The following is a 10,955-nucleotide window of genomic DNA, read 5'->3' on the forward strand; positions in this document are numbered from 1 at the left end:
ACACCTCGCGCCTTCATAGCCACACACACTCGGCCCGCACCTACAAGCTCGGCGCGCCACTTCTTCTCAACCTGTCAGCGGTTACGAGGCTGACGTGAGCAGTCGCAGCGCGGCAAACGATGGGCTGCCGGGCTCGGCGGTATGGGTGAGGATGCGCTGCCCGTTGCCCTCGGGCAGGTGCAGCACCTCGTAATTCAGCTCCATCTCCCCGACCTCGGGGTGGCGGAACCGCTTGCTGCCGCTCGTGCACAGCCGCACGTCGTGACCGGCCCAGAGCTTCGCGAACTCGGGACTGTTCATGCTCAACTCGCCCACGAGTGCAGCGAGACGGCGATCATCAGCGAACTGCGCGGCAATGTAGCGCAGTGAGGCTACCGCAAGAGCTGTCTCGTCTTGCCAGTCGACGTAGAGATCCCGGACGTGCTCGTCGAGGAACAGCAATTTCAACTGGTTCGGACGATCCTCGGCATCGTTCGGGGCGTCGCAATCGAGGTGGCCGGCCAGGAGCAGGTGTCCGGCCCGGTTCCACGCGAGAATGTCATTGAACCGGCCCAGCAGCACGGCAGGCACATCACCCATCGAATGCAGCAATCGCTCGGCCCCGGGCTTCGCCACCTCAGGAGCGGTATTGATCACGGGCCGCTTCTCCGGGGCGGGATGCGCCAGTGCATACAGATGCGCCCGCTCGTCCGAGTCGAGCTGGAGAGCGCGGGCGAGGGCGTCGATGATCGCATCCGAGGCGTTCTGCGACTGCCCCTGCTCCAACCGCGTCAAGTACGTCACCGACACTCCAGCCAGTTGCGCGAGTTCTTCTCGGCGCAGGCCGGGCACGCGGCGGCGTCCGTAGCTGTTGATCCCTGCTTCCTCGGGAGTGATGCGGTCGCGGCGCGAACGCAGGAACTCACCCAGCTCGGTGACCGGGCTGTCAGTGTCGAGAGAGTGCGGTACTGCCATGCCACCCATTGTCTCGCACCCACGCGAGATGAGCCTGACCCTGTCAGTGGTAGGCAGCGCCAGGCTCGTCAAACCGGGGATCTGGCTACCTTTCTCGCGCGCTACGAATCTGGATGCCATGAGCACAACAGATACAGCACCACCAGATACCGCCTCAACGCCGACCGTGGCGGAGAAGTTCACCACAGCGCAGAAGATCGCAATGGCCGTCCTCCTGACGGCGAACTTCACCCTCGCGGTTGACTTCTCCATCCTCAACGTCGCCCTACCGCACATCGGCACCGAACTCGGGTTCCCGACCTCCGCGCTCCAGTGGATCGTGACCTCATTCGCACTCTGCGCCGCCGGGTTCACCCTGTTCTTCGGCCGAGTCGCCGACCTGTTCGGCCGCAAGCGCCTGTTCATGATCGGCATCGTCCTGCTCGGCATCTCCTCGCTCGCCGGCGGTCTTGCCACCGAGCCGGTGCTGCTGATCGTCGCCCGCGTCGGCCAGGGCATCGCCACCGCGATGGTCACCCCCGCAGCCCTCTCGCTCATGACCACGATGTTCCCCGAAGGCCCCGCACGCTCCCGCGCGCTCGGGTTGAACGGTGCGCTTATGGCCGCAGGGTTCACGGCCGGCGCCGTGCTCGGTGGCCTGCTCACTGGCGCGGTCTCGTGGCGGTGGGCGTTCTTCATCAACGTCGTTGTCGCAGTCGCCGTGATCGTGATCGCCCCGTTCGTGCTCCGCGAACCTGCTGCGGGCAAGCGACCGAAGCTCGATATCCCGGGCGCGTTCACCATCACCATCGCACTCGTCGCACTCGTATTCGGCATCGACACCGCCGGACACAACGGCTGGACGCACCCCGGCACCTGGGGTCCGATCCTCGCAGCCCTGATCCTGTTCGCCGTGTTCCTCAAGATCGAGAGCCGCGTCAAGGAACCGCTCGTGGCCCCGAGTCTGCTGAAGCGGTCGAATATCGGTTGGGGCAACACCGCAGGCCTGCTCGCCTTCGGCACGTTCACCTCGCTCGTGTTCCTCCTCACGCTGTACCTGCAGGAAGTCCTCGGATACACCGCTATCACTGCCGGACTGATCCTCGGCGTGCTCGGCATCGGCACGGTTATCGGCGGGCTCATCGCGCCGAAGATCATCGGCAAGACCAACGTCAAGACCGCGATCATCACCGGCCTCGTCGTGCAGGCCGTCGCCACCGCGCCGCTCGCGTTCGCGGGAGATAGTCGCGACTGGCTCGTACCACTGCTGATCCTCACCTTCGTCGGCGGTATCGCAAACCTTGTCGCCATCGTCGGCTACGTTGTCGCCTCCACCTCTGGCGTACCCGCCGACAAGCAGGGTCTCGCTACCGGCCTCGTCACGATGAGCCAGCAAGTCGGCATCGCCCTCGGCACCCCGGTCATGTCCGCCATCGCCACCGGCCTCGTCGCAGCCACCCTGCTCCCAGGCCTGCAACTCGCGATCGGTGTGAACGCCGCCATCGCACTCGGTGCGGCTGTCCTGCTAGCGCTCTTCCTTCGCCTTCCAAAGTCCACCCCGGTGGCCGAGTCCCCTGACCCAATCGGAACATCCGTCTAGAGATAGCCCCTAGCCAGATGAGCGCCCTACGACATTCAGGCCTTCGGTCTCGAGTCGCAGGGCGCTCATACTTGGCGCATTTGAACGACAAAGCGCATGGTGCCTCGTACCCATACCGTTCGGCTGACACAAGGCTCCTGACGAATGTCTAAGCGGATCTCGCCCCCGCTGAGTGCCCGCACTCGGACAATGCACCGGCCCATCGGCCCTGCCGCCTATGACTATGTGCGACTCGTCATCGTGCGCGACGGCACAGCGGTCGCCCTTAGCGGGTTCGGCCAGAAGCCGATCAGTACCGGCCATGTGGTGATGCTGGGGCCGAATGTCCTGTTCGGGCTGGAACCGGAGGGGCAGGTGACGTGCACGACGATCTACATCGACACCGATCTCGCGCTCGATCATTTCTTCTGGCAGTACTCCGCAATTCTGCACGACCGGCTCGACGCACAGGATCGCGCTGAGGAGGTCTACACCGAACCGGCGCAGCTCTTGCATATCGGCCGCGACAAGGCGGGAATGCTGATGCCTTGGCTCGATGAGATGGTCAGCCTCAGTGAGGACGGCATGTACCATCAGCGCTTTCACCGGCTGGAGGCGCTCTGGCTGCTCATCGTTGACGTGATCGCACCGCACGTTCGAGTCTCACCGCTCAAGCTCACAGCGGAGCAGCGGGCGCGAGCGCGCCCGTTCTCGGGAACCGTCCTGATGCCGGAAGTGGTGCAGCGGGAGGCGATGATAGTCCGCGATGCTCTCCACAGTCGGATCGCGCACCCGTGGACATTGGCCGAGCTCGCAAAGCTGGTCGAGCTCTCCCCGAAGCACGTCGCGCCCGTCTTCGCTCGTGCGTTCGGGAAGACCCCGACCGTCTATCTCGTGAGGCTTCGCGTGCAGGAGATGGCGCGCTTGCTCAGAGAGACGAATTTGACGGTAACCCACATCGGCAAGCGGGTGGGGTGGCGCAGTCGGTCCCGCGCGGTTGATGCCTTCACGCAGCAGATGGGAGTGACACCGAGCGGCTACCGCCAGATGAAGCCCCGGGTCTCCGCCCGAGGCACAGAATGACGGTGGTGCCAATTTGGCACCACCGTCATTGTCAGCCCGAAGTGTAGAGGGTCGGGTAATTTTCTACTGCCGCGTTTCTATATCAACGGTGGCGGCAATTTGCCGGAACCGTGTGATCTGGGGTTTTGCTTCAAGATCCTGCTTCTATGAAGTTAGATCACTTCAGTTCGTTTGAATTATGGATTGTAGCTACATTCGCAGAGAACCACCCGAGGTGTGACGTCGCTCGTTTTACAGGTGCGCGCGTCTCCTCCGATGTCTTGGGGTGCTGCGGGCTCAGAGGCATCAGCGCTCCTTCGAGAAGACTCGATCGAGCAGCGCGGCAGTGGAAGGGTCGACCATCTCGTTCCGACGGATGTAGTGCTGGATCGTGATTGCCGGGTCGGTGTGGCCGAGCAGTTCGGCTGCGAGGTCGATGCTGGCCTCTTGACTGATCGCGGTCGCGACGGTTCGGCGGAACATGTGCGGGGTGACTCCGCTGATGCCCGCGAGGTCGAGCACGTGCCGGAGTTGTCGGCGAACGTTGTTCGTCGTCAAGGGCGTTCCCTCGCGACTGCAGAACAACAGCGCGTCTGGTGTGGCGTCTGCAAGGTGCACAAGTCGCCGTCGCACTGCCTCGGCGGTGAACGTGGGGATCGCAACCGTGCGCCGCGATTTCGCCGTCTTCGGGTGATCCTGCCGCGTGGTCGGCTCACCCCGGTGACTGACGATCGTGCCCGTGATTCGGATCGAGGGAGTTGCACTGGTTACGTCGATGTCGCAACGTCGGATAGCGAGCACCTCGCCGATGCGCGCGGAGGTGCCGAGCATCACCTCGACGATTGCGCCGAGCTGTCCGTCCGGCTTCGGCCCCGAGATCGAGCGTCCCGCTTCCCAATAAGCGATTGCCGCACGCACCCCGTTTACCTCCGCGGGTGTGAGCGCGCTCGGTATCGTCGGCGGCCGTCGTAACCGTGAAACATGGTCCATGGGGTTGCGCGGCAGCACCTCGTGGCGCACCGCCAATCCGAGTGCGAGCCGCAGTACGACGCGGGCTTGTTTGGCGCGGTTGTAGCTCTGCTTCGCGAGTTGTTTGAGGAAGTGGTCGCAGCGGGCGACGCCGATCTCGCGCAGGGTGAGGCTCTCGAACACCGGCAGCACGAGCGTCTGCATGTTCCGCTCGTACAACTGCAGGGTGCGCTTCGAGACGCGCCCCTCGAGTTCAAGGTCTTCGAGCCAGTACGTCACGAGGTCCGGGAACGGGCTGTCGGGGGTGAGATCCGATGCCGCGGGCTGGAACAGGCTGCGCTCGGCAAACTTCGCCTTCAATGCCCGCTCGGCCGACTTCCGCGTATCGCCCGTCGCCTGAACAAGCCGGGACCTGCCATCCCAGTCTCGGTAGCGAGCGCGGGCGATGGTTCGCCCATTCGGACTCTTGAGGTATCCGATCTCGCCGAAGGTGCCGATGGTCAGTCGCTGCCGGCTCATCGTGTTACCTCCGGCCCGAGGAGGCGGGCGGTTCGGTGTCGCGTTGCTGCTCGACCCAGATCCGCACGTCGGAGACAGCGAACTTCAGGTGCTTGCCGAAGCGATACGCGCGCGGTCCGAGGCCGCGGGTGCGCCAGTCGTAGACCGTGGAGACGGGCACACCCAAGTAGCCAGCGAGCTCGCCAACGTCGAGCAGGGGTTCGAGACCCCAGGGGTTGTCTGCAGTGCCGCGTTCGGTATCCATACCAAACAGGTGCGGAGCCGACGCCACCTAAACCGGCAGCAACCGAGAAAGACCTCAGCGCGGGCCTCTGAATCGGCTCGCTCCAGCCGCTCAGACGGAGGAAAACGGGGTCAAAGTGATGGGTTTTTGATGACCAGATCAAATCTCACAACCTAAAAAGTCGCGGAAACCCTTGAGTTTCCGCGACTTTCTGGTCGGGCTGACAGGATTTGAACCTGCGACCCCTTGACCCCCAGTCAAGTGCGCTACCAAGCTGCGCCACAGCCCGTTGTCGGCGGCAGCACCGCCGAGGCAACCCCTCCATCTTAGTCACAAGATCGTCGGTCGGCTGACCGGGCGAACTTGGGGCAAGGGAACGCGCACGCGCCCCCGCCGCCGACTCGGGGACTTCAGGCTCTCGCACCGCGGAGGATTGTGTAACAATGTTCCCATGTGGGCGATCCTCGCCGTGATCTTCGCGGCACTCTGCTTCTCGACGACCGGCACGGCGCAGGCCCTCGCCGGGGTCGACGCGAGCCCCACGGCCGTCGGCGCCGCGCGGATCCTCCTCGGCGGCGGCATCCTCGGCATCGTGGCGCTGATCCACGGCCGCAGAGCCGCTCCTACGGATGCCGGCGCTGCGAGGGCCAGAATCGAAGGGTCTGTCGTTCCGCCCCAGGCACTCGCACCGCGCTCCTGGCTCGCGGCCCTCCTGGGCGCGGCCGGGGTGGTCGCGTACCAGCCCCTCTTCTTCCTGGGCACCCAGCAGAACGGCGTCGCCATCGGCACCGTGGTGGCGCTCGGCTCCGCGCCGATCCTCACCGGCCTGCTCGAACTGGTCGTGCGCCGCCGCCGGCCCGCGGCGCGCTGGCTCGCCGCCACCGCGATCGCCCTCCTCGGCGTCGTCCTCGTCTCCGGCATGCTCGGCGGCGTGCTCGGCGGAGACGCCACGATCCACGCCGCCGGCCTCCTCGCCTCGATCGGCGCGGGCGGCTCCTACGCCGTCTACACGATCGCCGGGAAGTCCCTCATCGACCAGGGCTGGTCCTCGTCCCGCGCCATGGGCATCGTCTTCGGCCTCGCCGCGCTCATCAGCGCACCCGTGCTCGCCGTCGCCGGCGCGGGCTGGATCCTCACGCCCCGCGGCGCGCTGCTCGTGCTCTGGCTCGGCCTCGTCACCACCGCCTTCGCCTATCTGCTCTTCGGGTGGGGGCTCGCGCGCCTCCGAGCCACCACCGTCTCCACCCTCACCCTCGCGGAGCCCCTCGGCGCCACTCTGCTCGGCCTCCTCGTGCTGCACGAGCAGCTGACCGCCCTCGCCGCGCTCGGCCTCGTGGTCATCGCCGCGGGCCTCCTCATGCTCGCCCTGCCGAGCCGGCGGGCCGAGCGGCGGCCAGCCCCGAACAGCCTCGAATCCGACGAACGCTCACGAGACGGAGCGCCCCGTGCCGCGGCGTCGTGAGCGGCGCCCCGGGCCCACGGCGGTCGAGACGCTCGTCGAGCGGCTCCACTCCGAGATCCTGAGCGGCGCGATCGGCCTGGGCGCTCCGCTCCGCGAGGAGGAGATCGCGGAGCGCTTCGACCTCTCCCGCCACACCGTCCGCGGCGCCTTCGCCCGCCTCGCCGAGCAGCGCCTGGTCACCCTCGAGCCCTACCGCGGGGCGCGGGTGGCCCAGTTCGACGACGCCGCGCTCATCGCGATGCAGCAGCTGCGCGGCGCGCTGGAGACCGAGGCCGTGCGTCTGCTGCGGGATCGCCACGGATCCCGATGGCCCGAACGGATCACCGAGCGGATCTCCGCCGCGCTCGACCGGCTCGGGGCTGCGGAGGACGCGGGGGAGTGGGGCCGTACGCTCCGCGCGCACGGCGCCGTGCACCAGGCGATCGTCGACGCCGCCGAGAGCCCCCGCATCGCCGAGGAGTACGCCCGGCTCGACGGCGAGACCATGCTGATGCTCTCCGAGATCCGCATCGAGTATCCGCGCGGTTCCCTCGTCGCCGAGCACCGCGCCTACGCGCAGGCGCTCATCGACGAGGGGGAGGGGCTGGTCCGTACCCACCTCGCGCACTCCACCGAGCTGATCCGCGCCGCGCGCGCCGAGGACGCCCGGCCGCGCCCTCAGCCCGGCCCGGATCCCTCGCCCTGAAGCAGCGCGCGCAGCCGGGCGTTCTCCTCCCGGAGTCGCTGGTTGCGCGCCTCCAGCACCAGGATCTCCCGAACCCCGGCGAGGTTCACGCCCGCCTCGATCAGCTCGGAGATCCTCCGCAGCCGTCGCAGGTCGTGCCCGCTGTACCGTCGCGTGCCGCCCGGGGTGCGCGCCGGCGCCAGCAGCCCCCGCGTCTCGTAGAGGCGCAGCGTCTGCACGCCCAGCCCGGAGAGCTCCGCCGCCACCGAGATCGTGTAGACGGCGCGGGTCGCCTGCGGTTTCTTCGAGCGGGGAACCCCGCCGGAGCGCGCCCCTCCGGGCGACGGGATCGACTCGGGAACGCCGTTTGCCACGAGCGAACACCTCCTGCTTGCCTCGGATCGAGGGGCGATGATATAAAAAATCTATAGCGATCACTATAGATCTGCATCCCTGGAGACACCAGGGGGGCGGATCGCGAAACCCCACCACCGAACCGACGAGAGGAGAACCTCATGCCCCTGATCATGCGCACCGACCCGTTCCGCGAGTTCGACCGTCTCTCCCAGCAGCTCTTCGGCAGCAACGGCACCTCGACGAGGCCGACCGTCATGCCGATGGACGCCTGGCGCGACGGCGACGTCTTCCACGTGGAATTCGACCTGCCCGGAGTCGACCCGGCCTCGATCGACGTCGACGTCGAACGCAACGTGGTCACGGTCAAGGCCGCCCGGCCCCCGCGCCAGGGCGAGGCCGAGGCCGAGCAGCTGGCCTCCGAGCGCCCGCACGGGATCTTCAGCCGCCAGCTCGTGCTCGGCGACAACCTCGACACCGGGCGCATCACCGCCGACTACCGCGGCGGCGTGCTCGCGCTCGAGATCCCGGTCGCCGAGGAGGCGAAGCCGCGCAAGGTCGCGGTCACCACGACCGCCGAGCCCGGCCGGGCCATCGACGCCTGAGGCCGGATCCCGGGCGCGACGGCTTCCCGGCGGACGGCGTCCACCGCCGGGAAGCCGTCGCGCGCATCCGTCGGGTCCGGAGACACCGGCCCCGGTCCGCGCGGACCCGGATCCGCGCGGGCACCGGATACGCGCAGGTCCCGCGGGTACACTCGGCCACGGAGAGGGGGAGACCATGTCACTCGAACCGTACCGAGACGACTCCCCTCGGAACGAGCCGGGAAGCGGAGGCGGCGCCGCGTCCGGCGGCCCGAGGATCTTCCGCTTCTCGAGCTCCGGCCGCGCACGCGCGCCCTGGTGGGCGCTCCTCCTCGTCGGCCTGCTCGTCACGCTCGCCGGCGTCGGGCTGATGGCCTGGCCCTGGGCGCCCGTCAAGATGCTCTCCGTGATCCTCGGCGTGGCCATCCTCGCCAACGGGCTCACCATGCTCTCGCTCCGCAGGACGGCGGCCTCCACCGTCGGCGGAGTGCTGCTGCTCATCGCCGGGCTGCTGACCATCGTGTTCTTCGACGCGGCCAGTCAGGTGCTCGTGGGACTGCTCGGCTTCGCCCTCATCGCGGTGGGAGTGGTCTGGCTGGTGATCGCCCTGCGCCTCGCCTCCGCATTCGGCAGCGGCTCCGCCGCGCTCGCGCTGCCCGCCGTGCTCACGATCCTGGCGGGAGCGGCCACCCTGATCTGGCCCACCGCGGTGCTCACCCTCATCGCGGTGCTCGTGGGCTTCGTCATGCTCGTCGTCGGCATCGTGCTGCTGCTCTGGGGCTTCCGCCTGCGCAAGGCGCCGGTCACGCTGATCCGGGACGAGCGCGGCGACGTCTGAGGCCCTCCGGCCATTCCCCGCCCGGCACCGGAGGGGAGCTCTCAGACCCCGGGCGCCCAGATCCGCTCGACCGGAATGCGGCGGCCGAGGATCCGCTCGGCCGCGCGGTGCCCCGAGAGCAGCGCCGCGGTGACGGTCGCGGGGTCGTCGGTCCAGGTGGCCTCGCCCGCGAGGTGCAGCGCCCCGCCTCCGACGGGTTCGGCGAGCAGGTCGTGATCCGCGGTGGTCGCCCCCGGGCGCATGTAGGCGTACGAGCCGCGCGCGAAGGGATCGTCCTGCCATCGGCTCACCCGCACCTCGCTCGGCGCCGCGACCGCGTCGCCGTAGAGCTCGCGCAGCGCGTCCAGCACCGACTCGGCGATGCGCTCGTCGCCCCAGTCGCGGATCTCGCGCGCGCAGGGGCCGGCCGCGAAGGTCAGGAGCGTGGGTTCGCCGTGCAGCACGCTCAGGTCGTACCAGGAGTGCCACCACCGCCCGGCCTCGCCTTGGCGCCGGATCGCGTAGACGCCCGCGTCCCAGAAGCGACGCGGGAAACGCAGGAACACCTTCTCGAAGGCGTTCATCTCGAGCCGGTCGAGCGCGCCGGCGACGGGCTCGGGCAGCGGCGGCTCGATCGCGAGGGCGCCCGACTTGAGCACGCCCACCGGCACGGTCACCACGGCGCGGGCCGCAGCGAAGGATCCGCGATCGCTCCCGACCGTCACGCCCTCCGCCGACCAGGCCACCCGGCCGACGACGTGCTCCAGTCGCAGGTCGACGCCGTCGGCGAGGGGCTCGGCGAGGCGGCCGTAGCCGTCCGGGAAGACGACCTCGTCGCCGATCGTCTCGTCGTCATCCAGACCGTGGGCGTCGAGCTCGTCGATCCACACCCCGTACTGCTCCTCGGTGCGGTGCCGCAGGAACTCGCGCACCCGCTCGGCGCGCTCCGGCCCCCAGCCTCCGCCGGTCAGCCCGGTCAGCACCGCCTCGACCGCCTCTCCGTAGGAGCGGCCTGGCGCCGTGTCGGCGATGGCGCGGGCGAGCCGCTCGTCGACCTCGTGGACATCGCGCGCGAACGCCGCGGCCTCGGCATCGCTCAGGCGCTCGCCGCCCGGACCGAAGTAGGCGATCGGCCGGCCGTCCGGCTGGTAGCTGCCGACCGTGAACTCGACCGCCCGCATGCCGAACGCCCGGGTCGCCGCCCAGAGCGGCGCGTCGTCGATGCCGTGGATCCAGGAGGCGCCGAGGTCGGTCACGCGGTCGCCCTCGCGGATCGTGTGGGTCCGCCCGCCGATCCGGTCGCGCGCCTCGAGCACCGCGACCCGCTGCCCGGCCGCGGTCAGCAGGCGAGCCGCCGTGAGACCCGAGACGCCCGCGCCGACGACGATCGCATCGAACCGCTCAGATGACGCTTCGCTCATGGGCACCAGTCTAGGTGTAGTTCCCCGGGACGTTGTGAACGTCTGAGCTGAGATGAAGACCTCCGGCAGGATGTGGGTTACCACACTCACCATCCACCGGAGGTCTTCATGCCCCACGCTAACGCACCCCTTACCCCAGTAGGGAGACGCCGTCTCGCATCATTGATTGTTGATCAGGGTTGGCCCATCCGTCGTGCCGCGGAACGTTTCCAGGTGTCACCCGCGACGGCGTCGAAATGGGTGTCCCGCGTCAAGTAGTTGGCAGGATTTCTTCTCGTTCGAAGTTGGGGATGGTGGGGTCGGCCAGGCCCAGGTGCACCTCCATTGGCCGGTTCCAGGAGATCGCCTCGTGCGGGCGGATCTCGTTG

Annotated in this window: 11 protein-coding genes, 1 tRNA gene and 1 pseudogene; 7 read left to right on the forward strand and 6 right to left on the reverse strand. The window is 68.3% G+C overall.

The window, feature by feature from the left end; genetic code table 11:
* Positions 1-81 precede the first annotated feature (81 nt).
* Entirely contained in the window at positions 82-954 is an 873-nt protein-coding gene (locus tag J4H92_RS10920; protein WP_208098231.1) for a helix-turn-helix transcriptional regulator, read from the reverse strand.
* Between J4H92_RS10920 and J4H92_RS10925 the strand changes: the two genes are divergently transcribed.
* Both J4H92_RS10925 and J4H92_RS10930 read left to right on the forward strand, forming a co-directional pair.
* The gene (locus tag J4H92_RS10925; RefSeq protein WP_341783075.1) at positions 914-2,533 is read left to right on the forward strand and encodes an MFS transporter; all 1,620 of its coding nucleotides are present in this window, start codon (positions 914-916) and stop codon (positions 2,531-2,533) included. The two genes, J4H92_RS10920 and J4H92_RS10925, sit on opposite strands and share 41 nt — an antisense overlap.
* Positions 2,534-2,677: 144 nt before the next feature.
* The gene (locus J4H92_RS10930) at positions 2,678-3,595 is read left to right on the forward strand and encodes a helix-turn-helix transcriptional regulator (RefSeq protein WP_243752281.1); all 918 of its coding nucleotides are present in this window, start codon (positions 2,678-2,680) and stop codon (positions 3,593-3,595) included.
* Positions 3,596-3,880: 285 nt separating this feature from the next.
* Here the strand turns inward: J4H92_RS10930 and J4H92_RS10935 are convergent, their stop codons facing one another.
* From J4H92_RS10935 to J4H92_RS10945, 3 genes are all read right to left on the reverse strand, one after another.
* Positions 3,881-5,062 carry a tyrosine-type recombinase/integrase gene (locus J4H92_RS10935; protein WP_208098232.1) on the reverse strand — a complete coding sequence of 394 codons (1,182 nt, stop codon included), beginning with the start codon at positions 5,060-5,062 and terminating at the stop codon, positions 3,881-3,883.
* 4 nt (positions 5,063-5,066) lie between these two features.
* Entirely contained in the window at positions 5,067-5,306 is a 240-nt protein-coding gene (locus J4H92_RS10940) for a helix-turn-helix domain-containing protein (protein ID WP_208098233.1), read from the reverse strand.
* Positions 5,307-5,497: 191 nt separating this feature from the next.
* A tRNA-Pro gene (locus J4H92_RS10945) sits at positions 5,498-5,574 on the reverse strand.
* A 162-nt stretch (positions 5,575-5,736) separates the two neighbouring features.
* Between J4H92_RS10945 and J4H92_RS10950 the strand changes: the two genes are divergently transcribed.
* Positions 5,737-6,747 (forward strand): DMT family transporter, encoded by a 1,011-nt coding sequence (locus tag J4H92_RS10950; protein ID WP_208098234.1) that lies wholly within the window; start codon positions 5,737-5,739, stop codon positions 6,745-6,747.
* Positions 6,731-7,432, forward strand: a complete 702-nt coding sequence (locus tag J4H92_RS15775; protein WP_208098235.1) for a GntR family transcriptional regulator — start codon at positions 6,731-6,733, stop codon at positions 7,430-7,432. The genes J4H92_RS10950 and J4H92_RS15775 overlap by 17 nt, the downstream gene beginning before the upstream one ends.
* On the opposite strand, the gene J4H92_RS15780 is transcribed toward J4H92_RS15775, so the two are convergent.
* Entirely contained in the window at positions 7,405-7,785 is a 381-nt protein-coding gene (locus J4H92_RS15780) for a MerR family transcriptional regulator (protein ID WP_341783076.1), read from the reverse strand. The genes J4H92_RS15775 and J4H92_RS15780 overlap by 28 nt on opposite strands.
* Before the next feature lie 147 nt (positions 7,786-7,932).
* On the opposite strand from J4H92_RS15780, the gene J4H92_RS10965 reads away from it, so the two are divergent.
* Together J4H92_RS10965 and J4H92_RS10970 are read left to right on the forward strand one after the other, a co-directional pair.
* Positions 7,933-8,370, forward strand: coding sequence for an Hsp20/alpha crystallin family protein (locus tag J4H92_RS10965; RefSeq protein ID WP_208098241.1), 438 nt, complete (start codon positions 7,933-7,935; stop codon positions 8,368-8,370).
* 175 nt (positions 8,371-8,545) lie between these two features.
* Complete coding sequence (locus J4H92_RS10970) at positions 8,546-9,187, forward strand: HdeD family acid-resistance protein (RefSeq protein WP_208098236.1); 642 nt, start codon at positions 8,546-8,548, stop codon at positions 9,185-9,187.
* A gap of 41 nt (positions 9,188-9,228) precedes the next feature.
* Here the strand turns inward: J4H92_RS10970 and J4H92_RS10975 are convergent, their stop codons facing one another.
* Entirely contained in the window at positions 9,229-10,587 is a 1,359-nt protein-coding gene (locus J4H92_RS10975; protein ID WP_208098237.1) for a flavin monoamine oxidase family protein, read from the reverse strand.
* Positions 10,588-10,695: 108 nt separating this feature from the next.
* On the opposite strand from J4H92_RS10975, the pseudogene J4H92_RS10980 reads away from it, so the two are divergent.
* A pseudogene (locus tag J4H92_RS10980) lies at positions 10,696-10,842 on the forward strand (helix-turn-helix domain-containing protein); the annotation flags it as partial.
* Between the last annotated feature and the right edge of the window lie 113 nt (positions 10,843-10,955).

This window comes from Leucobacter weissii, assembly GCF_017565745.1.
Lineage (GTDB): Bacteria > Actinomycetota > Actinomycetes > Actinomycetales > Microbacteriaceae > Leucobacter > Leucobacter weissii.

Bases quoted from the DNA above. Each gene is read 5' to 3' on its own strand.
- J4H92_RS10920 (WP_208098231.1), bottom strand. From the start codon at position 954: ATGGCAGTACCGCACTCTCTCGACACTGACAGCCCGGTCACCGAGCTG.
- J4H92_RS10930 (WP_243752281.1), top strand. From the start codon at position 2,678: ATGTCTAAGCGGATCTCGCCCCCGCTGAGTGCCCGCACTCGGACAATG.
- J4H92_RS10935 (WP_208098232.1), bottom strand. From the start codon at position 5,062: ATGAGCCGGCAGCGACTGACCATCGGCACCTTCGGCGAGATCGGATAC.
- J4H92_RS10940 (WP_208098233.1), bottom strand. From the start codon at position 5,306: ATGGATACCGAACGCGGCACTGCAGACAACCCCTGGGGTCTCGAACCC.
- J4H92_RS10950 (WP_208098234.1), top strand. From the start codon at position 5,737: ATGTGGGCGATCCTCGCCGTGATCTTCGCGGCACTCTGCTTCTCGACG.
- J4H92_RS10970 (WP_208098236.1), top strand. From the start codon at position 8,546: ATGTCACTCGAACCGTACCGAGACGACTCCCCTCGGAACGAGCCGGGA.
- J4H92_RS10975 (WP_208098237.1), bottom strand. From the start codon at position 10,587: ATGAGCGAAGCGTCATCTGAGCGGTTCGATGCGATCGTCGTCGGCGCG.